This is a genomic window from Leifsonia sp. 2TAF2, assembly GCF_052115085.1.
Classification (GTDB): Bacteria; Actinomycetota; Actinomycetes; order Actinomycetales; family Microbacteriaceae; genus Leifsonia.
This window is the reverse complement of the sequence record NZ_JBFRFY010000001.1, coordinates 267,461-291,649: the sequence shown is the minus strand read 5'-3', so window position 1 is coordinate 291,649 and position 24,189 is coordinate 267,461. Positions and strand designations below refer to the sequence as shown.

24 protein-coding genes are annotated in these 24,189 nt (G+C 65.3%); 7 read left to right on the top strand and 17 right to left on the bottom strand.

From position 1 onward, the window contains the following. Positions 1 to 109: 109 nt before the first annotated feature. Together AB4Z18_RS01395 and AB4Z18_RS01390 are read left to right on the top strand one after the other, a co-directional pair. Positions 110 to 1,456: an NAD(P)/FAD-dependent oxidoreductase gene (locus AB4Z18_RS01395; RefSeq protein ID WP_441780915.1), complete on the top strand. Its 1,347-nt coding sequence runs from the start codon at positions 110 to 112 to the stop codon at positions 1,454 to 1,456. Positions 1,457 to 1,458: 2 nt separating this feature from the next. After that, on the top strand, positions 1,459 to 3,291 hold the full coding sequence (locus AB4Z18_RS01390) for a thiamine pyrophosphate-requiring protein (RefSeq protein WP_441780914.1): 1,833 nt from the start codon (positions 1,459 to 1,461) through the stop codon (positions 3,289 to 3,291). Positions 3,292 to 3,306: 15 nt separating this feature from the next. On the opposite strand, the gene AB4Z18_RS01385 is transcribed toward AB4Z18_RS01390, so the two are convergent. Next, positions 3,307 to 3,537 carry a hypothetical protein gene (locus AB4Z18_RS01385; RefSeq protein ID WP_441780913.1) on the bottom strand — a complete coding sequence of 77 codons (231 nt, stop codon included), beginning with the start codon at positions 3,535 to 3,537 and terminating at the stop codon, positions 3,307 to 3,309. Between the two features lie 111 nt (positions 3,538 to 3,648). Between AB4Z18_RS01385 and AB4Z18_RS01380 the strand changes: the two genes are divergently transcribed. Continuing rightward, complete coding sequence (locus AB4Z18_RS01380) at positions 3,649 to 4,128, top strand: MarR family transcriptional regulator (RefSeq protein WP_441780912.1); 480 nt, start codon at positions 3,649 to 3,651, stop codon at positions 4,126 to 4,128. Here the strand turns inward: AB4Z18_RS01380 and AB4Z18_RS01375 are convergent. The 11 genes from AB4Z18_RS01375 to essB form a co-directional block, all read right to left on the bottom strand. Then, the gene (locus tag AB4Z18_RS01375; RefSeq protein WP_441780911.1) at positions 4,125 to 4,622 is read right to left on the bottom strand and encodes a DUF805 domain-containing protein; all 498 of its coding nucleotides are present in this window, start codon (positions 4,620 to 4,622) and stop codon (positions 4,125 to 4,127) included. The genes AB4Z18_RS01380 and AB4Z18_RS01375 overlap by 4 nt on opposite strands. A gap of 251 nt (positions 4,623 to 4,873) precedes the next feature. Next, positions 4,874 to 5,404 carry a DUF5085 family protein gene (locus AB4Z18_RS01370; RefSeq protein ID WP_441780910.1) on the bottom strand — a complete coding sequence of 177 codons (531 nt, stop codon included), beginning with the start codon at positions 5,402 to 5,404 and terminating at the stop codon, positions 4,874 to 4,876. After that, entirely contained in the window at positions 5,404 to 5,847 is a 444-nt protein-coding gene (locus tag AB4Z18_RS01365; protein ID WP_441780909.1) for a hypothetical protein, read from the bottom strand. Before AB4Z18_RS01365 ends, AB4Z18_RS01370 begins: the two co-directional genes overlap by 1 nt. Positions 5,848 to 5,872: 25 nt before the next feature. Next, the gene (locus AB4Z18_RS01360) at positions 5,873 to 6,685 is read right to left on the bottom strand and encodes a hypothetical protein (protein ID WP_441780908.1); all 813 of its coding nucleotides are present in this window, start codon (positions 6,683 to 6,685) and stop codon (positions 5,873 to 5,875) included. A 4-nt stretch (positions 6,686 to 6,689) separates the two neighbouring features. Next, positions 6,690 to 7,472 carry a hypothetical protein gene (locus tag AB4Z18_RS01355; RefSeq protein WP_441780907.1) on the bottom strand — a complete coding sequence of 261 codons (783 nt, stop codon included), beginning with the start codon at positions 7,470 to 7,472 and terminating at the stop codon, positions 6,690 to 6,692. Beyond that, complete coding sequence (locus AB4Z18_RS01350; protein WP_441780906.1) at positions 7,469 to 7,894, bottom strand: hypothetical protein; 426 nt, start codon at positions 7,892 to 7,894, stop codon at positions 7,469 to 7,471. The genes AB4Z18_RS01355 and AB4Z18_RS01350 overlap by 4 nt, the downstream gene beginning before the upstream one ends. Then, entirely contained in the window at positions 7,885 to 8,235 is a 351-nt protein-coding gene (locus AB4Z18_RS01345) for a hypothetical protein (RefSeq protein WP_441780905.1), read from the bottom strand. Before AB4Z18_RS01345 ends, AB4Z18_RS01350 begins: the two co-directional genes overlap by 10 nt. After that, the gene (locus AB4Z18_RS01340) at positions 8,232 to 8,501 is read right to left on the bottom strand and encodes a hypothetical protein (RefSeq protein ID WP_441780904.1); all 270 of its coding nucleotides are present in this window, start codon (positions 8,499 to 8,501) and stop codon (positions 8,232 to 8,234) included. Before AB4Z18_RS01340 ends, AB4Z18_RS01345 begins: the two co-directional genes overlap by 4 nt. Continuing rightward, on the bottom strand, positions 8,501 to 8,953 hold the full coding sequence (locus AB4Z18_RS01335; RefSeq protein ID WP_441780903.1) for a DUF4176 domain-containing protein: 453 nt from the start codon (positions 8,951 to 8,953) through the stop codon (positions 8,501 to 8,503). The genes AB4Z18_RS01340 and AB4Z18_RS01335 overlap by 1 nt, the downstream gene beginning before the upstream one ends. Continuing rightward, the gene (essC, locus tag AB4Z18_RS01330; protein WP_441780902.1) at positions 8,950 to 13,413 is read right to left on the bottom strand and encodes a type VII secretion protein EssC; all 4,464 of its coding nucleotides are present in this window, start codon (positions 13,411 to 13,413) and stop codon (positions 8,950 to 8,952) included. The genes AB4Z18_RS01335 and essC overlap by 4 nt, the downstream gene beginning before the upstream one ends. Before the next feature lie 11 nt (positions 13,414 to 13,424). Continuing rightward, the gene (gene essB / locus AB4Z18_RS01325; protein WP_441780901.1) at positions 13,425 to 14,558 is read right to left on the bottom strand and encodes a type VII secretion protein EssB; all 1,134 of its coding nucleotides are present in this window, start codon (positions 14,556 to 14,558) and stop codon (positions 13,425 to 13,427) included. Between the two features lie 152 nt (positions 14,559 to 14,710). On the opposite strand from essB, the gene esaA reads away from it, so the two are divergent. Next, complete coding sequence (esaA, locus tag AB4Z18_RS01320) at positions 14,711 to 17,527, top strand: type VII secretion protein EsaA (protein ID WP_441780900.1); 2,817 nt, start codon at positions 14,711 to 14,713, stop codon at positions 17,525 to 17,527. Between the two features lie 134 nt (positions 17,528 to 17,661). Beyond that, positions 17,662 to 17,871: a chorismate mutase gene (locus AB4Z18_RS01315; RefSeq protein ID WP_441780899.1), complete on the top strand. Its 210-nt coding sequence runs from the start codon at positions 17,662 to 17,664 to the stop codon at positions 17,869 to 17,871. A gap of 108 nt (positions 17,872 to 17,979) precedes the next feature. Here AB4Z18_RS01315 and AB4Z18_RS01310 read toward each other — a convergent pair whose 3' ends face one another. The 4 genes from AB4Z18_RS01310 to AB4Z18_RS01295 all read right to left on the bottom strand — a co-directional run bounded on the left by AB4Z18_RS01310 (position 17,980) and on the right by AB4Z18_RS01295 (position 21,247). Continuing rightward, positions 17,980 to 18,228, bottom strand: coding sequence for an EsaB/YukD family protein (locus AB4Z18_RS01310; RefSeq protein ID WP_441780898.1), 249 nt, complete (start codon positions 18,226 to 18,228; stop codon positions 17,980 to 17,982). Further along, positions 18,209 to 18,706, bottom strand: coding sequence for a hypothetical protein (locus tag AB4Z18_RS01305; protein ID WP_441780897.1), 498 nt, complete (start codon positions 18,704 to 18,706; stop codon positions 18,209 to 18,211). Before AB4Z18_RS01305 ends, AB4Z18_RS01310 begins: the two co-directional genes overlap by 20 nt. A 37-nt stretch (positions 18,707 to 18,743) precedes the next feature. Continuing rightward, a complete protein-coding gene (locus AB4Z18_RS01300) occupies positions 18,744 to 19,034 on the bottom strand; it encodes a WXG100 family type VII secretion target (RefSeq protein ID WP_441780896.1) in 291 nt (96 codons plus the stop codon). 164 nt (positions 19,035 to 19,198) lie between these two features. After that, on the bottom strand, positions 19,199 to 21,247 hold the full coding sequence (locus tag AB4Z18_RS01295) for a DEAD/DEAH box helicase (RefSeq protein WP_441780895.1): 2,049 nt from the start codon (positions 21,245 to 21,247) through the stop codon (positions 19,199 to 19,201). Positions 21,248 to 21,512: 265 nt separating this feature from the next. Here AB4Z18_RS01295 and AB4Z18_RS01290 point away from each other — a divergent pair, with 265 nt between their 5' ends. Together AB4Z18_RS01290 and AB4Z18_RS01285 are read left to right on the top strand one after the other, a co-directional pair. Next, a complete protein-coding gene (locus tag AB4Z18_RS01290) occupies positions 21,513 to 23,054 on the top strand; it encodes a phytoene desaturase family protein (RefSeq protein WP_441782956.1) in 1,542 nt (513 codons plus the stop codon). Positions 23,055 to 23,058: 4 nt separating this feature from the next. Further along, entirely contained in the window at positions 23,059 to 23,499 is a 441-nt protein-coding gene (locus AB4Z18_RS01285) for an SRPBCC family protein (RefSeq protein WP_441780894.1), read from the top strand. A gap of 52 nt (positions 23,500 to 23,551) precedes the next feature. Here AB4Z18_RS01285 and AB4Z18_RS01280 read toward each other — a convergent pair whose 3' ends face one another. Continuing rightward, on the bottom strand, positions 23,552 to 23,983 hold the full coding sequence (locus AB4Z18_RS01280) for an Hsp20/alpha crystallin family protein (protein ID WP_441780893.1): 432 nt from the start codon (positions 23,981 to 23,983) through the stop codon (positions 23,552 to 23,554). Positions 23,984 to 24,189: the final 206 nt, after the last annotated feature.

The following is a 24,189-nucleotide window of genomic DNA, read 5'->3' as shown; positions in this document are numbered from 1 at the left end:
CACCGTCCAGAGCGACCTCCTGCCCTCGACACGGCGTACAGGGAATTCATCACAAAGCGCCCCTGCCGCACCCGTTGCCTTTATGCGACGGCAGCGTTCAATGGGGACGATGACCGAACCGCACATCCTCATCCTGGGCGCCGGCTTCGCCGGTTTCACGCTCGCTCGCGCGCTGCGCCGCGACGCTGCGGCGGGGCGCGTGCGACTCACGGTGGTCGAGTCGCAGCCGTACCTCACCTACAAGCCGCTGCTGCCCGAGGTGGCCGGCGGCGAGACGCAGCCGCGCGACACCGTCGTGCCCCTGCACCGGCCGCTGAAGAACGCCGAGGTCATCGCCGGCGCGCTCGAATCGGTCGACACCGGCGCGAAGGTCGCCGTCGTCCGGTCCCTCGACGGGAGTGAGCGGCGGGTGCAGTACGACCACGTGGTCTTCGCACTGGGAGCGATCACCAAGACCCTGCCCATCCCTGGGCTCGCCGACAACGCCATCGGGTTCTCCAGCGTCGAAGAGGCCGCCTACCTGCGCGACCACGTGCTGGAACGCATCCGGTTCGCCGCCAGCACGTCGGACGCGGCAGAGCGCAAACGCGCTCTGACCTTCGTGTTCGTCGGTGGCGGCTACACCGGGGTGGAGGCGATCGCCGAACTGCAGCGGCTCGCGAGCAGCGAGATCGCCCGGTACCGCGAGCTCGACGGCGAGCGGATGGAGTGGCTGCTGATCGAGGTCGCCGGCCGGATCGCCGCCGAACTTCCCGAGCAGCTGTCCGCCTGGACCCTCCGCCTCCTCCGCCGCCGCGGCATCCGGGTTCTCCTGAAGACCGAAGTGAAGACCGTCGAGCACGGGGCCGTGGTGCTCAGCAACGGCGAGACGCATCCCGCCGACACCCTCGTCTGGGTCGCGGGGGTCACCCCCAACCCCGTCCTCGACCGGGCGGATGTGCCGCGCGGCCCGAAAGGCCACGTGCAGTGCAACGCTCGCCTGCAGGCGGTCCGCGACGACGGGTCGACCCTCGACGGCGTCTGGGCGCTGGGCGACGATGCACAAGTCCCCGATCTGACGGCCGAGAAGCAGCCGGCGTACTACCCGCCCAACGCGCAGAACGCGATCCGCGAGGCGCGGGTGCTGGCGGAGAACCTCCGCCGGGCGGCGTCCGGACGGGAGCTGATCGAGTACCGTCACCGCACGCTCGGCACGCTCGCCAGCTACGGCGGCATGAAGGGCGCGGCGGTCGTGCGCGGCATCCCGCTGCGTGGCCCAGCGGCCTGGGCGGTGGACAAGGTGTACCACGCGATCGCGCTGCCCAGCCTGTCCCGGCGCTTCCGGCTGGTGCTCGGTTGGGTGGGCAACGGACTCACGCCGAGGGATGCCGCACCCGTCGGCACGGTGCGGGAGCCGCGCGCACGATTCCGGGAAGCCGCAGAAGCGCAGTCGAAGGCAGCAGCACGAGGAGAGTGAGCATGGCGCAGACGGTGAGTGATTTCGTGGTCGGACGCCTCCAGGAGTGGGGCGTCCGACGCGTGTTCGGGTACCCGGGCGACGGCCTCGGGGAATTCGACGGAGCCCTCGGGCGGGCCGAGCGATCCGGCTCGGGGCTGGAGTACATCCGTCCCACCCACGAGGAGGTCGCCGCGCTGATGGCGACTGCGCACGCCAAGTTCACCGGAGAGGTGGGGGTCTGCGCCGCGACCTCGAGCCCGGGCGGCTTCCACATGATGAACGGGCTGTACGACGCCAAAATGGACAACCAGCCGGTCGTCGCCATCGTCGGACAGCAGGGCCTCGACTCCCTCGGTACCTTCAATCAGCAGGAGAGCAACCTCGAGCGCGCGTTCCAGGACGTCGCCGCCTACGTGCAGACGATCGTTTCCCCCGCACAAGCGCAGGCCGTCGTCGACACGGCGTTCCGGACGGCGATCACCCGCCTGCAGCCCTGCGTCATCATCGTCCCGCACGACATCCAGGGCCAGAAGATGGAGGAGCCGACGCCGGCGATGTGGATGTCGCGGTCCAGCGCCGTCGCACCCTCCACGGCGATCGCGCCCCCGCTCGAACAGCTGCAGGCCGCAGCGGACCTGATCAACGCCGGCGAGCGCGTCACCTTCCTGGTCGGCGCCGGGGCCACGGACGCGACCGAGGAGGTGATGGAGGCGGCCCGGTTGACGGGCGCGGGCATCATCACCACCCTTCGGGCGAAGGATGTGGTGTCCTCCGACGTGCCCTTCCACACGCAGCAGGTCGGCCTGCTGGGGTCGCGCCCCAGCTCCCGCCTGATGAAGGAGTGCGACACGCTCGTGCTCCTCGGCACCAATTACCCGTACGGGCAGTTCCTGCCCGACACCGGCCAGGCGCGCGCCGTGCAGATCGACCTACGGCCGGAGCAGCTGGGGATGCGGTATCCCACCGAGGTGAGCATCTGGGCGGACGTGAAGACGGCGCTGGCCGGTCTCATCCCCTTGCTGAAGCAGAAGAACGACCTCACCTGGCAGCAGAAGGCGGTCGACGGGATGCGGGAATGGGAGTCGGAGATGGCCGCCCAGGCCGAGCAGACCTACGACGATGGCGTCAACCCGCGCCGGGTCTTCCACGAGCTCAACAAGCGGCTCCCCGCCAGGGCGGTCGTGACCGCCGACGCGGGCACCACGGCTGACTGGTACGGCCAGCACATCCGGCTCCGTGACGGCATGCTCGGGGACCTCTCCGGGCGGCTCGCGACCATGCTCGCGGCCATGCCGTACGCGGAGGCGGCCAAGTTCGCGTTCCCGGAGCGGACGGTCGTTTGCACCATCGGCGACGGTGCCTTCCAGATGCTCGGCATGAACGAACTCATCACGCTCAAGAAGTACCTGTCACGCTGGGAGGACCCGTCGTTCATCGTCCTGGTGCTCCACAACGACGACCTCACGCAGGTGTCGTGGGAGATGCGCACCGAGGACGGCAACCCGGTGTGGCCGACGGCGCAGGATGTCGAGTCCGTCGACTACGCCGGCTGGGCACGGCTTCTGGGCTTCAACGGCATCACCGTGGAGAAGGACGAGGACGTCGCTGCGGCGTGGGATGCGGCCTTCGCGCACCGCGGAGTGACGCTGATCGACGCGCACACGAGCAAGAACGTGCCTCCCCTGCCGCCGCACATCACGGCGGAGTACGCCAAGAACACGGCGACTGCGCTCCTGAAGGGCGATCCGGAGGCGCTGGGCGTCATCAAGGACTCCGCGACCTCGCTGGTCACCGAGGGCGTCGAGCGCGTAAAGGGGGTGCTGCACCGGGACCACGACGACGATGGGTCGTGATCCCGGCGCCTGGCCTCACCTGCCGTGCTCTGCCTTGGGATAGTTGCCCGAGCGCTGGTGTGTGCTGCGGACCAGCGGCACCTCGCCGTCCCGTTCGGCCCCGATGTAGGTGCCGGACACGTCGGCGCTGGGGCCGAGGCCCTCCCGCTCGGTGTACTGCCCGTGAACGCCGCGCTGTTCGGGAGCCTCCGGGTCGGCTTGCGTGTAGCGGCCTTCGAGTCCGTCGCGTTCGTTCTCCTGGACCATGGTCACCGCCTCCTTGTTTGCGATAGCGCAATTATCTCACCGGTGACCGCGTCGCGCCATGCAGCCCGCAAAGGTTGCACGAACGCAACCGATCTGCGGTAGAAAAGACCTGTGAGCGACGACGAACAGGTGGAGGCGGCCCTCAGCGCGGCGGACGTGCTCATGGGCGTCGCCGCGCGCTCGGTCATGGAGGTCGACGATGTCGTCACGTCGCCGCAGCTCAGGGTCCTGGTCTTCATCGCGACGCGCGGCCCCCGGAACCCGGGCGACATCGCCGTCGAGCTCGGAGTTCACGCTTCGAATGCCACGCGCATCAGCGAGAAGCTGGTGCGGGCGGGTCTCATTGAGCGCAGCGAGGACCCGGCGGACCGGCGTTACGTGATGCTCAGCCTCACCGGGGAGGGTGAGCGGCTGGTCGAGCGGGTGATCGAGCACCGCCGGAAAGCCGTCGCCGCGGTGCTCGCCGCGATTCCCGCCGACGAGCGGGAGGCGGCTGCGCGCGGCTTCGCCGCCTTCGCCGCCGCGGCCGGCGTGGCCCCGACCGAGGACGGCCGCTTCACGCTGCTGCAGCCGCTGGCGCAGCCCGGTTAGGGGCGGGAGCGGTCGAAGCGGGCGCCCTGGGGCTTGGAGCGCTCGGCCGCCAGGCAAAGCAGGAGAAAGCCGCCGATGGACGGGATGAGGCCGAAGAGGAAGAACAGTCCAGAGTGGTTGCCGTCGTGAAGACGCCGCCACATCAGCGCCGCCTGGGGGACGATGGTGCCGACCTCCCAGAGGACGACGAACAGAGCTGGCAGCCAAGACAACGGCCCCGGGGTCGTAGTGCCGTCGTCGTTCACCGTCGCGCCGCCTCCGGTAAGAATGCCGATGACGATCATCCCCCCGCAGAGGACGACGGCATTGAAGAAATACCACCACCAGAACTCACTGCGGCTCGCACGGCCGGTGAAGTCCGCGTACTTCGTGAAGAAGCGCTGAATGGCCTGCGCCGGGGAAGCGCCGTACAGGGGAGCCCACAGCGGGGTGTCGCGGGGTGAAGGGTCAGCCGCGAAGGTAGGCGGGGCGGCCGGGTAGTGCGGAGACGTCACGGGGGTCCTTTCAGGACACGGATTGATTGGGGTGAAGCACGCCTCGTTCAGTGGGCGCGGGTGCGGTGGCCTGCACGCGAGGAGCGTCACTCAACGAGCAGTGCCTGGGTCTGCTGGCGCAATGGACAGCACCGTCACCACCGTCGTCTTGTCACTAGCCGGAAGGGGATCGAAGAGCGCGAAAAGGATGGCTGCCCCCGACAGCGAGGTGCCGACCTAGAGCACGATCTCCGGGAGCGACCCCAGTGCCTTCATTCGAGCCCGCTTCCAACGGAAACCGACAACGCCTCCGGAGACGTCAGCGCAGGATCGTCATCACTCTCGCTCGCATCTCGATAGCCCACGAAGACCAACGCGTACGGCGACGAGTCCTTGTGAACGACGTGGAAGAACGGGGAATTGATTTCTAGGCTGTTTGCTTCCAGGGTCGCCAGAAGTTCCGCGTAGACCCTTTCGGTCTGAGTCTCGAAGTTGCCTCTCACCACACCCGTCAGCAGGGGGAAGACCTCAAAGTAGGAATGGAACCGGAGCCCGTCTTCGGCAGCGAACGTCTCTTCTTGGACGGGCAGGAACATCTCAATATCGACTATCTCGTCCAACGGCACGTTGTTGAGGCTGTAGAACAACGGCCCCTTGGGGCTGTGGCCCTTCGCGGCGATCCTTGCGGCGAAACGGTCGAAGTGCTCACCCATCTCGGTGTAGTGGAACTTCAGCCGAGAACTGACCACGTTCTGATAGGCAAGTCTCTGCCCGAACGACACATCACGGAAAATGGTCTCCATCAGGATTTCTCCGCCTCGACATACAGGTCGAGCATTGTCTCGCCATGGACATCGAGGATCACATGATGGATGTTCCGCACCCTCGACCCGGCCTCAACGACCGCGCTCTGGATCTCTGCGTACGGCACCGGCTCCTCGATATCGCAGTGCCGGTAAAAGAAGTCCGTCTCCACCTCCAGATGCTGGTGGAACTCGAACCCGGTATCGTTTCCGCCGATAAGGTTCACCGGATTGCCCAGAGCGGTCAACATCGTGAACTCCCGCGAATCAGGAAGCCCCCGAAACACCATCGGGGCCGTGGTGTAGTAGCCGTTGTGGACGAGCACCTGCCGGAAGTAGTCCACCGTCTCGTCGATGACCTCGAACAGGCGATCGCCCTCACGCAGGTCTATTCGATAACTCACAACATTGTTCAGGCTCAGCGTGCGGCGCTTCAGCTTCATGGTCCGGGTTCCTCTCACCCTCGTGTTAAAGGTCTTCAACGTGGTTGGCCGCATGGCGAGGCGGACCCTCAGAGGCCCGACTCTTTGAGCTCCAATGAGGCTCCCAGTAGACACGATCCTTCGACTTCAAATAGGCCAGATACGCGAACTCGACCGGAAGACTTGTGGTGACGCACGCGAAGAAAACCAGCAAGGCGACACCGATGGTGTTGGGGAGATATTCACCCAACGTCAGCACGTTCGGCACCAACATCACCACACCAAGGGTGATCCAGAAGGTCTTCGACGTGTTTGATCCGGAAACCGCCACGATGTTCCCTAGTGTGCGACTCTGCGAATGCCCCAGCCGCAACCGGCGTCGCAACAAGAACACGTGCACCGCTGTTGCACCAGCCACCAGCACCACTGTGCTCAAGCCCGTGACGGTAAACAACGTCGCAGAGAATGCCTCGGCTCGCGTTTGAATCAGCGTCGCCATAGGGAGCGCAAGCAAACATACGCTGTAGACAAGCCCTACGGCCATGGCTGCCATGACCGCCGAGAAGAGCACCTGAAACCGGTAGATCAGCTTTTTGAACATTGACAGGATTAGGAATCCAGCACACACCCAGATGACCACCACGTTGGTGTCGCACACAAACGACAAGACCTCATTGCCCTTCAAGCCCGTGAACGGCCTCAACGGGCCAATGTTCACAACGCCCAAAAGAATCGCGATCAGGACTCCCATGATCGGAAGCCTGCCTAGGGATGCTCGTGTAGTGGCTAGGACCACGAAATAGGCGCGGTTCGCCTCAGCAACAGTTTGCTCGGCATTCTCATTCGTCTTCTTTGCCACGATGTCAGTGATACGCCTTCTTGATCGCCTCTTTCGCGGGATCCGCTGCAGCACTCAGACCCCAGCCCACGAGAAACCCGACACCCGCGCCGAGCACCGTACCGAGCGGGGGCAACAGGACCGACCCGACCGCAGCCCCTACGGCTGTCGCCGCCGCTGCGGTTGCAAGGTCGACGCCGGTATCCACTCCGAAGTCTTGCCAATCGTGTTCTTGTACACCGTCGTGGAAGTACTTGTCGGCGTTGGCGCCCACGGTGATCAGCGTGCCCGCGGCGCCGAGTCCCTTGCCCCATCTGCCGAGCTTGGAAGCGTCCTTCCATCCCGCGAAATCCCCCACCGGACTTGCGATCGCCGCCCGCACACCGGCCTTGATCGGATGCTTGTAGGTATTGATTTTGGTATTGGTAGCGTCGGTGAACTCTCTGCCCTTGTCCCACAGGCGGTTGGTCGCCGGCTTGTAGAGGGGGTCATTCCCCAATTTCACCCGGCCATACGGATCGACCGTCAGTTTCCCTCCCGCCAAGAAATCAAGGATTCCTTGCCTCTCGGCGATAGTCCCGACTCCGGCCTTGAGGACACCGGTATACGTGAGCCCGATCTTGGTGTCGTTTAGCTGCTTGAGCAAAGACACGGTGTCGCCCAGGGCAGCTCCGAGCTTGACAAGACTGTCGAGGAAGAGCTGCGAGGTTGCGGAGACGAATTCCTGCAGCGCCTTGATTTTGTCTTCCAGCTCAAGAAGATCCTTCTCTAGTTGCGCCAGCACCATTTCCAACTGGTCGTTCTTCACCTGCAACGCATCGCCAATCCGGGCACTGTCGCGGAGGCATTCGCGGCGCGCGTGTTGTTCGCGATCTGGCGTATGGTCGCGTCCCGCTGAGTTGTCGTCGCCGTGAGCTGCTTCTTCAGCTCGTCCTCTTTGAGCACCCCGTACTGGCTGACCTTGGAGTCCGCCCAGGTGTACTTTTCGAGCTCACCCTGAATGTTGCCGAGTTCGTTCTTCCCAGCCACGATGCACGGGGCAATGATCTGGGCGAACAACGCATCGACCGCCGAGTAGCCCTCCCCAGAGAGCTCTCCCGTGCCCAGGGCGGCGACAAGCCGGTTGGACGCGCTGTGTGCAGCATCGAGCACAGACGAAGCGGTAGCCAGGTTCGCGGTCAGGGCGGCCTTCATGCTGGCCGAGTCACCGGAATCGTAGATCAGTCCCAAGACGCACCAGCTCTCTCGTTCCGCAACCGGTCCAGTTCCGCCTCAGACTCCGACCGGATGCTCTGTGCCGTCTCAGCCAAGGACTCTTCTTGCTCGTAGGCGAGTCGGCCTACATAGCTGTCGAGCTCTTTCCGCGCCGCCAACTGCTTCTGCACGAAGTAGTTGTCCGAGCCGATCGCGATGCTCGCCTCTTCGAACCGGGCCGTGTTCTCCCGCATCACCTGCCGGTAGTCGTCCCACTCCTGCTCCAGCACCCGGATCGTGGACAGATCCTCCGCGACCTGGTCCTCGTGAGCACGGATCTGCCGATCGAGAGCGTGCCGCTGATCCTGTGCGTTCATCGCGCTTCGCACAGAGTCTGCGCGTCCTGGCGGTCGCGCTCCTCGATCTCCGTCGCCAGAGCCGTGACGTTCTTGGCCTGGGCCTTAACTCCGGAAACCAGCCCCGAGATGCACCCCAGAATCCCGTTCGCCACGTGTGCTCCACCCACCATGCCCGCGACGTTGCTCGACCCCAGGCTCACCCGCTGACCTTTCCCGCCAGAGTGGATCGGAGCAAACCCGGACACCGCATCCTGCGCGGCACCACTATTTGATGCGACCTTCACTACTCGTCCCTTCGATATTGCTGGTCAACTAATCTCTGAAGCTCGAAAAAAGGGTCCACACCCGCCGCAAGACCGTCGTCCTCCGGCGCAATCGCTTGCACTTCCGGAATGACAGTGAGCGATCCCTTGAACTGTTGCGCGGACGTTGTCGGACGTCGCCCGTTCTCCATCTGGTCGAGGAGATCCTCTAAGAACGCGGCGTCGGCCGCATCCGTGTACCCCTCGTGGACAACCTCCTGGACCTCCGCGGCGAGAATCGGAAACGTCTCTCTATCAGGCGTTTCACCGTAGGGATGCGGCCCCACCAGATAGCGGGGCACCACCTCGTTCCGGTCACCATCCGGCCGGAATGCTCCTCGCGCGAGCACGACGAAGAGACCAGTAGCGTCCTCGTTGTCCAGCCGGACCATCGAGCCCAAGCCGAGGACTGCGCCTTTCAGTTCGAGAGTCATCGCTCCTCCTCGCTCTCATCGACGGTGGGGATGACGATCTCGGAGAGTTCGTCATCCTTGAGCGAATGCAGCACGTTTTTACCCGGCGGCTGCTTCTTGACTCCGAGTGGCAGATTGTCGACGAAGCGTTGCGTGCCCAAGTCGCCACCGAAAAGGATCTGATCGAGGTTCTCTTTCATCGTGCCGGCCAGGCCGAAATTGCCGTTCACCTTCGAGACCTGATCCAGGACGATCATCTGGACGTTCTCGCCGCCGACACCAAGAAGCTCCGCAACCTGATCGTTAGGGAGCATGAGCTTCTCGAACACATCAGTCATGCCATTGATTACGATGCACCGCCGCGTCTGCGTGCCACCCTCCACCAGGCGCGCGAGGGCTCTCTTCACCGCCTCGACATGACCCTTCAGCGTGGTCTTGCCAATGTACAGAGACGCCGATCCGAGAAACGGCTTCAGCGTGTCATGAGCATCGATCACCACGAGGTCTTCGCGGGCGACCGCATCCAGAAGGCTGCTCATCAAGAAGGGATACATTGCCGCAGCCTGTTTCCCGGTTGCAGGGAAGATTGCGAGCGCCTTTCCGCGGAACAGTTCGAACCTTTCCGGTATAGCGCGGCTCTTGTTCGCACCCAAGAACAGCGTGTTGCGCGTTGCGTCACCGCATACGTAGCCCGCGAAACCTTCCAGCGTCAGCTTCTCTGGCACCATGGGTATCCTGGCCGGCCGGCCACCGGTCCAGGACGCGTCGATCCGCTTGACCTCCGCTTCCACGTTCGCGAGGATCTCCGTGTCGGTCTCGCCTGGGGCGGGCAGATAGAACTGGACCGCCGTCGGCGCGTCGAGCCTGAGCTGGCCCCTTCCCAGGATCTCGGCCTGCATGACCCGTTCACGGCCGAATACCGCGGTCAGATCGGCCTCATCGTTCAGATAGAGGGCGAACTTGGTCGGGATGTTGCTGCTCATGTTCATGCGGATGGAGTTCGCGCGGTTCGCGGTCATCACCAGGTACACACCGAGTGCGGCGCCCTCTCGGAGCAACTGGATGAGCCGGCCGTCGATCTCGTCCCTCCGCTTGTCCTGGGCGAGCGCGTCATAGCCGTCGAGCACGTTCACGATGAGCGGCAGCTCCGCTCCGGTCTTCGCGCTGTACTGGGAGAGTGAGGCGACCCCTGCAGCCCGGAGGAGACTCTTCCGCTCGGCGAGGACAGCGGCGATCCGCTCCAGCATCTTCCGGAACTTCTCCTCCTCTTCGAGCGTGACGATATCGGCCACATGCGGCAGTCCCGCGACCGGCAGCAGACCGTTGTTACCGAGGTCGAGAAGGTGGAACTGCACCTGCTCCGGCGTGCTCTTCCTGGCCAGATTGAGCACGATGGTCTGCAGCAGAGTCGACGCGCCGAAGCCCGGGCTCCCGAAGACCACCGTGTGCGAGGCGTCCTCGATGGTGAAGTGGTAGCTCTCCTGCGCCTGTCGGCTCGGAATGTCCATCAAACCGAGCGGAATACCACTATCCGATCCGACCGCGGGGGTCACGATTCGAGACTCGAGCGGAGGGAGCCAAGGCTTGTCCGGCAGGACCGCGCCCACGTTCTGCGCGATGGCGGCGATGTGGTCGACGACCGCGTCCAGCTCGCTCACCTTCTCCTTGCGGATCTCCTGGGCTGCCTCGTCTCCCGAGAGGTCTTGGGTCCACAGGTCGTACTGACCGAAGTCGTTGATCAGGTAGATCCGCTCGTCGACCGTGTGCTTCTCGGTCTTGGTGGGGTCGTAGTCGGCGCCGGACCACGCGGACTGGAACAGCTCGTAGATCTCGTTGTTGCCGACCTGCAGATACGCCCGGCCCGGCTCGACGATGCTCGCGGCATCCGGCGTCTTGATGATCTCGTTCGAGTCGGAGACGTCGGCGACCTTGAGCGCCAGCTTGAAGCGGCTGTTCGACCAGATCTGATCGTTGACGACACCGCTGGGCTTCTGCGTGGCCAGGATCAAGTGCACGCCGAGGGACCGGCCGATTCGCGCCGTCGAGACCAGCTCCTCCATGAACTCCGGCTGGTTGGCCTTCAGCTCCGCGAACTCGTCGGAGATCAGGAAGAGGTGCGGCATGGGCTTCGACGGATACTTCGCCTTCTCCGCCGGCTCGGCGATGTCCTTCCCGAGCTTGTAGAGACGGGTGTAGCCGTTGATGTGGTTCACATCGAACTGACCGAACAGGCGTTGCCGCTTCTGCAGCTCGGCGCGGATGGACGCCAGCGCTCGGGCAGACGCGGCACCGTCGAGGTTGGTGATCGACCCGAGCAGATGCGGGAGACCGGTGAAGAGGTTCGCCATGCCGCCTCCCTTGAAGTCGATCGGGAGGAAGCCGACGTCCTCCGGTGCGAAGTTCACGGCGAGAGACAGGATGTACGACTGGACGATCTCGGACTTGCCCGAGCCGGTCGTTCCTGCCACCAGGCCGTGGGGGCCGTGCGCCCGCTCGTGCAGGTTCAGGTCGACGAGATCGTCCTTACCGCGAAGCCCGAGCGGGACTGCGAGAGTCTTGGAGGTATCGGCAGCATCCCAGCGCTGCCCGATCTCCAGTTCCTCGACCGCCTTCACGTCATACATCTCCAGGAAGGTCACGGCTGAGGGGATGGCGTTCTTCTCCACCTCCACATGCTGCAGATTCGAGAGCCGACGTAGCGCCTGCTCGAGACCCGCCGGTGCCGCAGAGGGAGTGAAGTCCCGTGCGACGTGCACGCGATCGTCATTGACCACGGTCGCGGCGTTCCGGTTCGCGTACTCGATCAGAGCGGTCACCGTCTCGGGAAGCAGTTTCCGGTCTTCCTTGCACCACACGACCGTCACGCCCAGGTCGCTCATATCCTCCGCGAGGAACTCGTTGATCCCATGTCCGGCGAGATAGGCGTCGTCGAACACCGTGAAGATATAGTGCGGTGCGAAGACGGTCTTCTCGCGTCCTGCCCCCGAGAGAGCCTGGCGGCGCTTGGTGAGAATCTGGGTGAAGCTGGTCAGAATCATGTCGCGCGTCTTGGCGTTGTGCACCAGGCCGCGGACGTTAAGGCCCTGCATCGTGAAGTGGGGAAGGAACCGCCACGGGTACCAGTCGTCTCGGTACGACTTCTCCGGCACCAGCGCGATGAACTCGACGTCACGGTAGGAGTGGAATGCGGCAACTTGGAACAGCAGGTTCGCTGCTGCCGGGCCGACCACATCGTAGCTGCCCACCAGCCCCAGCGTCTGGGCGCGGACGTTGAGCCGGACCGGCGCCTGACGCTGCGTCGCGAATCTCGCGATGAGGTCGGTCACACGACGGGCATCCTCGTCGTCATCCCGTTCACTGATGTCGGAGGTGATGGTGAGGGAGGACGGCGTGTCGCCCGTCCCGAGGGAGACCTCCAGGAAGTCCTTGTTGTTCGGCATTCGCTCGTAAATCCGCGAGTCGTACCGACGCACCATCGCGGCCAGGACAGCCGGAGCAGGCAGCGCGTACTCCCGCACCTGCAGCTCCTTTTCGGAGAGGCGAGCGAGGGTGGCGGCGACACTCAAGAGGTAGCGCTCGTATTCGTCGTGCCGGGTGGCATCCTGCGCCCGCCGTCCACGTCGATCGCCGACGAATTGCGAAAGGGTGAAGGCCGCAGTCACGACACTCATCAGCGCCATGCCCAGCATCATCAGCGGGTTGCGTCCCGAGAGAATGGTGGTTGCGGCCCCGACCGCGACCATGCCCAGAGGCGGGAGCAGCGCCTTCAGGATGCTGTTCTTGTCCGGCTTCTCCGGGGCGCCGATCTTTTCGACTTTGATGGTGTCGGTCGGCACCTCCAGGGTGATCCGCGGGCTGCGCCGATACTCGGGGAAGTCTGGGGGGAACTCGGCGGTCTTCTCCTGCTCAAGGAATGTCGAATAGTCGAAGACGACGTCCTCGGCGAAGGTGGTGACCCTCCACTGCGAAGCGCGCTTCTCCAGCAGATACTCGGGCGTCAGCACGCGGTCGCCCGTTTGGAGGCCATCGATCAGACCGAGCTCCGTGATCCGCTTGTCGTTCAGATAAAGGAAGCCCCCGCCCGGATTCAGCGTCAACCCGTCACCGTGAACGAGGACCATGCTGTCGCCCTTCGTTCTCACGCCAGCGACGGGCGAGCTGCCGAGCACGAAATGCTGGTCGGCGTCGAACAGCATGTGTTTCGTCTGCGCGCGACGCGCATCCACGACGAAGAGGCTTCTGCCGTCGAATTCCTGGCGGCCCTGCGCCAGAGCGCTCCCGTTGACGAAGAGCGTGTCGTTGACGACGCCCAGCGTCAGGTCTTCGTAAACGGCGGACCGATGGTCCTCCGTCAGCGGGAGGGTGGTCAGCCGCTCCGCGAGCACATAGACCGTGAACAGCAGGGCCGCCGGAGCCAGCCGATCATCGACCAGTCGAGGAGACTCCTGTGCGGTGGAGGCGAGGCCGAAAGCGCTGTCCATCACCTGCCCGCTCACTTGGCCACGCCCAGCTGCGCCGTGAGTTCTTCGATCTTCTTGCCGTACTGATCGAGCAGCTCCTGCTTGCGAGCGCCGTCCATCGTGGTGTTCAGCTTGGTCGCCTGGTACAGGTCGGTGTACGCGAGAAGTGTCAGCTGCTCGTCGCCCAGGTTCTGTGCCAGGTTCAGCGCCCGGTCGAGATCACCCCTGGCGAGGTGGATCCAATAGCTCAGGGTGTTGTCATCGGTCTTGGTGGACATGGTGTCGAGCACGGCCTGCTTCTGCTCGCCGGTCAGATCGGTCAGCTTGACCGAGCTCACGGCCAGCACATAGCGAGCGGGCTTCGGGAGCTCGTCCGGGCTGTAGTCCGCAAGAGCGGACAACGTCTGGGCGTAGTCGTCCGTGACGAAGTGAGACTGGGCGGTGATGATCGCATCCTGTCGTGGCTGCGCCTGTGCATATGAGGTGTACGTGAACCACCCGAGCACCGCTGCCGCGACGGCGGTCAGCCCGGCCAGTACCGTCACCATCCGGTACCGCGCCTTCGGCACGGACAGCATCTCGCGTGCCGCTTTGACGGTGGCTGCGGCCAACTCGGCGTCGACGAAAGAAGCGACCTCCTCCGCCGTTGCCAGCTCGGCCAGACCCTGACTGTACGGGTCCCTGAGAACGGCAGACCCATCGACCAGCTTCTCGAACGGAAGGCGGGGGTGGAAGACACTCAGCACGAGTGCCTTGTAGCCCTTCACGAACAGCGCCTCGTCGAACTCCATCGGTGCGAGCATGCCGACGAGCCCGAAATGCGCAAGAGAGACTCCCCCGCCGCTGAGGGAGACGTTGTCGGGGTGCAGGAACGGCACGCGGAATTTGTTCGCGAGACCCCTCACGGACGAAAGCTTCTGCGCCAGCTCCAGCTTTGCGACCCGCGTCTTCGCCTCGAACGAGGCCCGGCGCAGCGTCCGCGAACCCGCGGCGACCGCATAAGTGATCGCCGCCTGGTATTCCTCGGGAGTCTCGTCGTCGATCGACGCATGCTGACGGATGACATCCATCGAGGCCATCCGGATCTGATTGCCGGTCAGGAGTACCCTCAGCTCCTCCCCCGTGCGCTCGAACTCCAGGGTCTCGCGACCATCAAAAACTCTCATACCAACACCGCTCCAAAATCGTTAGAAATGACCCTATCGACATCTGACATCTCACATCCTGATAAGGTCACCTTCTGGCCGTTCCGGTCCCGAACGGAAGCCGAAGCAACGCCGGTACCGTGCCGGCGGCAACACCCCGCAGGAGAGCAGCCATGTTGAAGAAGCTTCTGGTCGCGCTGGTGACGGTGGCTCTGGCCGCGCTGATGGTTGCCTCGACCAACCCATCAGGCGCAGCAACCGCCAGCCGCCCGTCGACGATGCCCACAATCGCGCTGGTGAACGAAGATCAGCCGTCAGCGTTCAACGGCGCGAATTACCTGTTCGGCAAGGACTTCGTCAGCCTGGTCTCGAACGACAGCACGTACGATTGGCAGGTCGTCTCACGTGCCGTCGCCGAGAACGCCTACGCCGACAAAACGGTCAGCGCGGTGATCGTCCTCCCGCAGTCGTTCTCCCGCGACATCCTGACGTTTCAGGACATCAATCCGGTCAAAGCCGCCATCGACTACAAGGTGGTGGCCGATGGCGAGCTGTCCCACCAGCGCCTGCAGAACGAGGTATTCTCGATTCTTCGCGATTTCAACACGCGCGTCGTGAAGATGTATTTCGCGAGCATCGCCGGCAACGTCTCCGGAGCACAGGTGAATATGAGCGCCGTCGTCGCAAGCGAATCCGCCCTTGTCGACAAACTGTCCGGCTCGCTCTACCCCGATCTCGAGACGACGGGCAAGCGCTACGAGAGCAGCGTGAGCCTCGCCGGCATCCTTCAGAAGCTGAACTCGGGCTGGATCTCCGCGCAGAACGGCTTCACCAACAGCACTACTGACACGCTGACCTCCATCGGCGACTCGCTCGGCCGCCAACAGCCCTCCCTCACCGAGTACTTCGCCCAGCAGGAGGACATCGCCCGCACGAACGTGACCAACGGGAACACGGCGATCTCCGATCAGGGAGCGTCCGACAAGGGCTTCTACGACAAGGAGTTCTCCGACCACGTCGACGGGCTGATCGCGGGCAATGGCGCCTGGAGCGGCTTCAACGGCTTCTCGTCCTACGACAAAGACGGCAACCGCACCGGTGTGCTCGCGACCCTCGTCAAGAAGGTAGACGAATACAACGAGCTCGCCGTCGACTACAACGCACGCGCCGCAAGCGTGAGCGGTGTCTTGCTGAACCAGCAGAACGCCACCATCGAGGCCATGAGCCAGCTGGAGCAGTTGGAGACCGCTCTTCTCAAGGAATACTTCGGCATCGAGATGCCCGTCGATGACTCGAACTACAACGTCGACACCGGTTCCGCACTGACGGAAACCCTGGCGAGGCAGGCGCTGGCCCAGAAGGTGGCCAGCAGCTTCGACACCGACTCGACCGCCACGGCTGTGAGCGCCTACGAAGAGAGGATCAGGAACCTCGTCGACACCATCCCGACCGACCCCGCGCAATACTCGGAACTCCTGGCTGAGTTGCAGAGTAATACCGCCTTTGACACGGCCGCGTTCCTCCGCCGCCTCGATCTCATCCGAAAGTATGGAGAAGCGCCCGGCACCAGCTCACCGAGCCTGCACCTTGTGTATCCAGCTGCGAGCTCCCCTGCCCCATCCGTCACGAAGAGCCTCCCTGTGACAGTGCCCGCCGGTGCGCGGTACGCGGTGAACGTCGCGGTGCCCCCCACTCTCCACCTCACCGAGGTGACGGTGGATCTCGGCTCACCCGCCGACGTCTGTCCAGCCATCGCTCCTGATTGCGTCAGTATCGACCGCGAGGCAGGGACGACCACCGTCGACAACACCGTCGGCACCGACCCGCTGACGGTCACGGTCACGTATGACATCGACCTGGGAGGCCTCACAGGGAGCGCAACCGTCGCCTACACGGCTCAGGACATCGCGCCGGCAACTCCACCCGCACCGGAAAGCCTGGGAGCCGACGTCTATCTGCTCGATCCTTCGAGCCCGACCAAGGAGAAGATCGGCGGGGAGGACTTCGCCGCCATCACCGCCTACCTCGGAAACGTCCAGTCGGCGGCCGATCTGCTGCACTTCCTGTACGGAGGCCCTGAAGAATCGTTCGAAGAGTTCAGCGCGACTCTCGTCGCCACGGGCCAGTTCCGTACACACAGCACCGAGTCTGTGTTCAACCGATACGGCAGCATCGACGCGTCGAAGATCGCCGAACGATTGAGCGACGGAGATGTCGCCGCCTTCAAGACCCTCGGGGAGCAGCACATCGCTGCGATAGTCGCGCAGATCATGGCGGCGGAGGAACAGCTCCACGGTATTTCCGCCAATATTCACACACTTACCGTCCCGCCCTTGCCCGAGACCTACTTTTCGGATTCAGTCGCTCAGCTGAATTCCTGGTACACAAAGGCCATGGCGAGCATCAGTGCGGCGCCTTCCCAGTGGGAGCAGAACTCCAATTCTGTCATCCAGCTGAGCACCATCCCGTGGAGCGGGCAGGAGTCGGGCAAGGCGGAGCTCTACCTCGACGAGCGGACGGGTCCCGCCCTCTACGAGAGCTTGTCGAGCCTGGTTGCCGCGACTAGTCAGAGCGCCAAGAGCGTCGCTGCCAGCGCTGAGATCATCACCGACAACTCGGCCGAGTTCGACGAGCTGGTCGCCGGCGTGACGAAGACGAAGGCCGACACACAGGCCGTCCTGGACGCGATGAAGGGTACGGTCGCTACCGGAACCGGTGACCTGGCGGTCAGCAGCGAATACAGCAAACGCTTCGCCACGGTGTTCTCCAACACCCGCGCGACGGGTGCGGACCCCGCGACGATCTACGACGCCTTCGCCAGCCCGGTGACGACTACGGACCGGACTCCTGTGGCCGAGCCCACTGCCGCAGCGTGGTTCGACTACAGGTGGCTCGTGCTCTTCGCCGCTGGCTCTCTCATTGGTGCTCTCGTCTGCTGGCTCGCACTTCGGCGGAAGAAGAACGAGCCCGCGACTGGGACGACGCCGTGAGGTCGCTTGCACTCGTGACCCGTCGTTCCGCGTTGTCGTTCGGTGGATGTCAGAGTCGGGATGGTGACGCTCGACGCGGTTGGTCACGTTCGCAGCCCTAAGGTTGGTGGTGTGTCAGGGCTCGGTATTGAGCTGTGCGCGCGGAGATCGACGCTTTGGACGGCGAGATCGTTCGTTTGATCGCGCAGCGGCAGCGTTGGGTCGTCGAGGCCGGAGCGTTGAAGCAGGACCGTGGCGCCGTCAGCGCTCCTGATCGAGTGGCGAAAGACCTGAGCGAGCTGATCCAGGCGCGCAGCGAGCGTTTGCCGGGGGCAGATAGGCCCGGCGCAGTGATTCAACGGTGATTCTCGGGGCGTATTCGCCCCGGGCGAGTAGTTGCGTTCGGTCGGCGATGGAGGGGCGTAGGTCTCCACTCAAGCGCCATGGTCATGGGAGCTGCGGCGAGGAGCGTCTTAGGCTGTGACGACGGTGAACACGTCCCCCTCGCCGACGGGGAAGTCGCCGATGACGTCGAAGTCGCCAAGCGCGATCGGCTTGTCTTTGAGCCGCAGGTGCCAGTCTGGCGGCATGGCGATGTTGTGCTCCTGGAGCACGCGAGCGATCAGCTCGCTCAGCCTCGCAAGGGTGACGGCGACAGGCACGCGAAGGTCGAGTTGTTGCTTGTTCAGCTCGATGCTGACGTTAACGTGTCGCTCTGGCATGTTTGCTCATTCTTCTCGCGGCGTTCTTTCGCCCCAGGAGCACGGCCAGAACGATGATCAGCAACGCAGCCACCACCATGATGGTCATCCAGAGATCGCTGCTCCGGGCAGCGCTGTCGACGCCGGTGCTGGGGAGGGCTTGGGGTGTGTAATCGGTGAAGAGGTGACGTCGCACTTCCGCGTTGTCGCGGGCGAAGAGCGGGTTCAGGTGGGGAGTGAAGCTGACGGTGTGGATTGGTGCGGTGATCGCCGCTGCGGCCGTCTCGCGATTCTTGGCCCGTTGATCCATGGCCGGCAAGAACAGTTCGGCCTTCACAGGGAACTCGTTCGAGCCTCCGGCGCTCACGCCTGAGTTGGTGATGACGTCAGGGATCAGCTGAAGGCTACCGTCACCCCCCGAGCCGACGCCGGTATCAGCCTCGGCTCGGGGGGCAGCGGAAGCGAACGAAACGAGACCAACCGCAAGAAGCAGGGTCATCGCAGCCGTACGCACCCGTCGCAAGACGCGGCTGAGCTCAGAAACCGAAGCTCTGGGCATCCTGCTTATCGCGATCTGCCACCGTGTCCGCGTACTTGTTCAGCTGCTGGTTGATGCTCGCGAGGAGCTCCTCGAACTGCTGGACGTTCTTGTACAGCTGCTCGTACTGAACGAGGTATGCCTCGAACGCAGCACCCTTCCACTCTTCGGCGATCGTGCTGTTCATGCTGCTCACCTTCTGAACAGCAGACTCGATCTCGTCCTTGGCGTGGAGATAGACCGCGGCCTGGGTCTTCAGCTCTTCGGGGGTAACACTAATAACAGCCATAGGAGGCCACCTTTCATCCAGAACTCATGTTCTTACCAAAAATATCGTATCGAGCATGGGCTGTTTTTGCTTGACCGCAGAGTGTCCGTTGCCGTGCGCCGTTAACGACGTCCGCCCGCCCGCGAGCTGGAGACTCGCGGGCGGGCGGAAGACGTACGACGGGATTACTGCCCGAAGGTCAGCAGGATGTCGTCGCCGGGAGCGGTGGGCACGAAGTCGGCCTCGATCTCGGCGCGGCCGAGCAGCTCGGACATGCGACGCTGACGCTGACGCGGGATAAGGGTGATGACGGTGCCCTGCTTGCCGGCGCGGCCGGTGCGGCCGGAGCGGTGCAGGTACGTCTTGTACTCGTCCGGGGCGTCGGCCTGGATGACCAGGTCGATGTCGTCCACGTGGATGCCGCGGGCGGCGACATCCGTTGCCACCAGCACGTTCACGCGGCCGCTGGTCAGCTGGGCCAGGTTGCGGGTACGGCGCGACTGGTTGAGGTCGCCGTGGAGGCTGACGGCCGGGATACCGGCGTCGTCCAGCTGTTCGGCGAGCATCTCGGCGAACGCACGGGTGCGGGCGAAGACCAGGGTCTTCCCCTCGCGGTCGGCGAGCTGTTCGATGATGGCGCCCTTGTCGCGGTGCTCGATCACGAGCACGCGGTGGTCGATGGTCGAGGACGCCTGGTCCTCGCCCGCCACCTCGTGCACGGCCGGGTCGACGAGGAACTCGTCCACCAGCTGCGCCACACCCGAGTCGAGGGTCGCCGAGAACAGCAGCTTCTGGCCACCCTCGGAGGTCTGGCGCAGGATGCGCTGCACCGGCTCGAGGAAGCCGAGGTCGCACATGTGGTCGGCCTCGTCGAGGACGGTGACCATGACCTCGCTGAGGTCGAGACGGCCCTGCTCGACGAGGTCCTCGATGCGGCCCGGGGTGCCGATCACGATGTCCACGCCGCGCTGCAGAGCGCCGACCTGGCGGCCCTGCGGAACACCGCCGTAGATCTGCGTGGTGAAGAGGCCGACGCTGCGGGCGATGGGCTGGACGGTGCGGTCGATCTGCAGCGCCAGCTCGCGGGTCGGAGCGAGGATGAGCGCACGCGGCGCACGCCCGAACTGGCGCTTGCCGCCGGCCTTGCCCTGTTCGGCCCACTGCTGCATGAGGCGCTCCACGAGGGGGGCGCCGAAGGCGATGGTCTTGCCGGAGCCGGTGCGGCCGCGGCCGAGCACATCCTTGCCGGCGAGAACGTCGGGGAGGGTGGCCGCCTGGATCGGGAACGGCTTCTCGGCACCGAGCTCGGCGAGCGCGCGGACGATGTTGCCGCCGAGTCCGAGGTCGGCGAAGCTCACACCCTCGACGTCCTCCGCTTGGATGGCGTCGGCCTGGAGGCGCTCGAGCACGACGTCGTCGGTCGGCTGGAAGGCCGGCTTCTCGTCACGCGACGGGTAGAACGAGGACTCGCGACGCGGACGCTCGTCGGCGTCGCGACGGGGGCGCTCCGTGCGGTCACCGAAGTCACGACGGGGACGCTCGGCACGGTCGTCGAACTGACGGCGCGGGCGGTCGTCGTACTCGCGACGCGGACGCTCGGCGAAGTCACGGCGAGGACGCTCGGCACGGTCGTCGAAGGAACGGCGCGGTCGCTCGTCGGCGTCACGACGGGGACGCTCGGTGCGGTCACCGAAGTCACGACGCGGACGGTCGGCACGGTCATCGAACGAACGACGCGGACGCTCGTCGGCGTCACGGCGCGGACGCTCGGTGCGGTCACCGAAGTCACGACGCGGACGCTGGGCACGGTCATCGAACGAACGACGCGGACGCTCGTCGGCGTCACGGCGCGGACGCTCCGTCCGGTCACCGAAGTCACGACGCGGACGCTCAGCGCGGTCGTCGAACTGACGACGCGGGCGGTCGTCGGCGTCACGGCGCGGACGGTCCTGGCGCGGCGCGCGCTCTTCCCACACGCGCTCGGTGCGGCGGGCATCCTTGCCGCGGGGCTCCCAGTTGGGGCGCTCGCCGCGGGCGCGGCCGGCGTTGTCGTCGCGCGAGCCGTAGACGGTACGGCCGCGAGCGGCGCGGTCCTCCGCGCTCCAGCGGGCCTTCTTGCCGTCCGCGGGCTCCTCGGCGCGGTAGCCGCGGTGCTTGGGGCTGCGGCTGCCGTTCTTGGGCGCTCCGCCTCTGGACGGCTGCTGCGATCGTCGGTCGTTGTTATATCCGGGCATGGATGTTCTTCCTGGGTTCATGTCGAGTGCGCGGCGGCACGCCGAAGCGCACCGTATGAATCCCGGGCGAACACTGTCCGGGGCCGTTCACGATTGTGTGATCTGCACCGCTGATCGGGTGCAGAACCGGCCCACTTGACTTACAAACCCATCTACGCAGATCGCGCAGTGTCAAGAGCCGACCTTTCAACGATACTGCATGGATGCTGAGAACGGGCTGCCCATCGCCCTCGGCGGGGATGCGGCGACGGGGTATACAGGGGGTATGACGTCCTCCTCGGCGAATCGGCTCGACGCCGTCGTGATCGGCTCGGGCCCGAACGGGCTCTCCGCTGCTGTGACGCTCGCTCGCGCCGGGCTGTCCGTTCGGGTACACGAGCGCAACGCCACGATCGGCGGCGGCCTCCGCACCGAGGAGCTGACCCTGCCAGGGTTCCGGCACGACATCTGCTCCGCCGTGCATCCACTGGCCTTCGCATCCGGCTTCTTCCGCCGCTTCGGCCTCGACAAGCGCGTGCGCTTCGTGGTTCCGACGGCCTCGTACGGCAATCCGCTCGAGGGCGGCCGCGTGGCCATGGCCTACCTCGATCTCGAGCGGACGGTCGACGGGTTGGGCGTGGACGGGCCCGCGTGGCGGGCCCTGCTGGGTCCGCTGGTCCGCGAGGCGGACGCGGTCGCCCAGTTCACCGGGTCGGCGCTGCTCCAGGTGCCCCGGCATCCTCTCGTCGCTGCCCGGTTCGGGCTGAGCGCGTTCGCTCTGGGCGGCCCCTGGTGGGACATCCCGTTCCGCACCGAAGCTCCCGGCGCCCTGCTCGCGGGAGTCTTCGCGCACACGACCCTCCCGCTGCCGAGCGTCGCGGGCGCGGCCGCCGGGCTGACCCTCGCGACGTACGCGCATGCCCGCGGCTGGCCCATCCCGGTCGGCGGCAGCCAGTCGATCGCGAATGCCATGGTGGCCGACATCGAGGCCCACGGGGGCGAGATCGTGACGGATACGCCGGTCGACTCGCTGGCGGAGCTGCCGGAATCCCGCATCGTCGTGTTCGACACGCACGTCAAGGCGGCGGCCCGCCTCGGCGAGGATCGGCTCGCGGCCGGGTACCTGGCGAAGGTGTCCCGGTTCCGAGACGGCAACGGCGTCTTCAAGGCCGACTTCGCGCTCTCCGGCCCGGTGCCGTGGACGAACCCGGAACTGTTCGAGACCGGCACCGTCCACCTCGGCGGCTCTCAGGGGGAGGTCGCTCGGGCCGAGCGGGAGGTCGCGGCCGGCCGCCACAGCAACCCGCCCTATGTGCTCGTCTCGCAGCCCTCGCTGTTCGACCCCACCCGCGCTCCGGCGGGCAAGCACGTGCTGTGGACCTACACCCACGTTCCCCGCGGCTCCACGGAGGACCAGACCGAGGCGATCATCCGCCGCATCGAGCAGTTCGCCCCGGGCTTCCGCGACCTGATCATCGGGACGTCGACCATGAACGCCGTCCAGATGGAGCAGCACAACCCGAACTACATCGGGGGCGACATCTCGGCGGGGGCACCCGACTTCGGGCAGCTGATCGCGCGCCCCGTCCTCTCCCCTGATCCCTGGCGGATGCCGGGTCGTGGCCTCTACCTGGCCTCCGCATCCGCGGCGCCGGGCCCCGGCGTGCACGGACTCGGCGGCTACTACGCCGCACGCAGCGCGCTGCGCCACGAGTTCGGTATCAGCCGGATGCCCGACCTTGCACCAGCCCCGGATCAGACCTTCTCCTCCGCCGCGCCGCCGCTCGTCCCCGATTCCCTCCATCCGCCCATCAGCCGGGAGCAGTGATCAGATGTCCGTCAACGTCCGCCGTATGGCCTGCACGCCAGAGCAGGTCTTCGCCGTCCTCGCCGACCCCTGGGTGTACCCGACGTGGGTGGTCGGGGCGTCCCGCCTACGCGCCGCGGACAGCCGCTACCCGGCTGTCGGCTCCCGCCTGCACCACTCCATCGGGGTCTGGCCGCTCGTCCTCAACGACGCGACCCGCATCGACGAGTGGGATCCGCCCCGCCGGATGGTGCTCGAGGCGAAGACCCGGCCGTTCGGCTCCGAACGCGTGATCGTCGACGTCAAGCCGCGCGCCGGCGGCTGCATCGTGCGCATGGAGGAGTACCCGCACACCGGGCTCGTCACGCTCATCCCGAAGCCCATCGCCGACGCCTTGCTGCACGTTCGCAACGCCGAGACGCTGCGGCGGCTGGAGTGGGTGGCGCGAGGGCGCGCCGCCGCCTGACGACGCGCCCTCGTGCGCTGGTCCGGTTGGTTGCGATCAGCCGGCGGGGACCTCAGCCGGCTGAGACCGCCTTAGCACCGCTGTCGTGCGACGACTCCACCGCGATCTTGCGCGGCTTGGCCCGCTCGGCGACCGGGATGATCACGCTGAGCACGCCGTTGTCGTACGAGGCGGTGATGCCGTCCGGGTCGACGTCGTCGCCGATGGTGAACTGCCGCATGTATGCACCGTACGGGCGCTCCTGGGCGAGCCAGCGCGCCCCGTCGCGGTCGGCCGCGCTGCGCACCGCACGAATGGTGAGCAGGTGGCCGTCGACGTCGATGTCGACCGACGCCGGGTCCGCGCCCGGCAGGTCGGCGTTCAGGACGTAGCGATCCCCCTCACGGAAGAGGTCGACCGGCATCAGACGCGGCTGGCGGCTGGTGTCGAAGACGCTCTGTGCGATCCGGTCCAGCTGGGAGAAAGGATCAAACGACATGGCCATTGGATGTACCCCTTTCTTCTCGAGTAACTGCTGGTGAGAGCACCTTTGCGCTCTCTTTGCGACCACAGATATTAGCACTCTCGACTAGAGAGTGCCAAGGGTTTTCCGACACTGTCAACCCGGTTCCGCAAGCGCCGTCCCCGGCCTATCGTCTGCGGTGTCCATCGAACAGAAGGGACCCATCGTGGCCACCAGCCAGACCAAGA

What these genes read in the sequence shown, in the direction of transcription:
- AB4Z18_RS01395 (WP_441780915.1), top strand. Translation starts at nt 110, where the DNA reads ATGACCGAACCGCACATCCTCATCCTGGGCGCCGGCTTCGCCGGTTTC.
- AB4Z18_RS01390 (WP_441780914.1), top strand. Translation starts at nt 1,459, where the DNA reads ATGGCGCAGACGGTGAGTGATTTCGTGGTCGGACGCCTCCAGGAGTGG.
- AB4Z18_RS01385 (WP_441780913.1), bottom strand. Translation starts at nt 3,537, where the DNA reads ATGGTCCAGGAGAACGAACGCGACGGACTCGAAGGCCGCTACACGCAA.
- AB4Z18_RS01370 (WP_441780910.1), bottom strand. Translation starts at nt 5,404, where the DNA reads ATGGAGACCATTTTCCGTGATGTGTCGTTCGGGCAGAGACTTGCCTAT.
- AB4Z18_RS01365 (WP_441780909.1), bottom strand. Translation starts at nt 5,847, where the DNA reads ATGAAGCTGAAGCGCCGCACGCTGAGCCTGAACAATGTTGTGAGTTAT.
- AB4Z18_RS01345 (WP_441780905.1), bottom strand. Translation starts at nt 8,235, where the DNA reads ATGAACGCACAGGATCAGCGGCACGCTCTCGATCGGCAGATCCGTGCT.
- AB4Z18_RS01335 (WP_441780903.1), bottom strand. Translation starts at nt 8,953, where the DNA reads ATGACTCTCGAACTGAAAGGCGCAGTCCTCGGCTTGGGCTCGATGGTC.
- essC (WP_441780902.1), bottom strand. Translation starts at nt 13,413, where the DNA reads ATGGACAGCGCTTTCGGCCTCGCCTCCACCGCACAGGAGTCTCCTCGA.
- essB (WP_441780901.1), bottom strand. Translation starts at nt 14,558, where the DNA reads ATGAGAGTTTTTGATGGTCGCGAGACCCTGGAGTTCGAGCGCACGGGG.
- esaA (WP_441780900.1), top strand. Translation starts at nt 14,711, where the DNA reads ATGTTGAAGAAGCTTCTGGTCGCGCTGGTGACGGTGGCTCTGGCCGCG.
- AB4Z18_RS01310 (WP_441780898.1), bottom strand. Translation starts at nt 18,228, where the DNA reads ATGCCAGAGCGACACGTTAACGTCAGCATCGAGCTGAACAAGCAACAA.
- AB4Z18_RS01305 (WP_441780897.1), bottom strand. Translation starts at nt 18,706, where the DNA reads ATGACCCTGCTTCTTGCGGTTGGTCTCGTTTCGTTCGCTTCCGCTGCC.
- AB4Z18_RS01300 (WP_441780896.1), bottom strand. Translation starts at nt 19,034, where the DNA reads ATGGCTGTTATTAGTGTTACCCCCGAAGAGCTGAAGACCCAGGCCGCG.
- AB4Z18_RS01295 (WP_441780895.1), bottom strand. Translation starts at nt 21,247, where the DNA reads ATGCCCGGATATAACAACGACCGACGATCGCAGCAGCCGTCCAGAGGC.
- AB4Z18_RS01290 (WP_441782956.1), top strand. Translation starts at nt 21,513, where the DNA reads ATGACGTCCTCCTCGGCGAATCGGCTCGACGCCGTCGTGATCGGCTCG.
- AB4Z18_RS01285 (WP_441780894.1), top strand. Translation starts at nt 23,059, where the DNA reads ATGTCCGTCAACGTCCGCCGTATGGCCTGCACGCCAGAGCAGGTCTTC.
- AB4Z18_RS01280 (WP_441780893.1), bottom strand. Translation starts at nt 23,983, where the DNA reads ATGGCCATGTCGTTTGATCCTTTCTCCCAGCTGGACCGGATCGCACAG.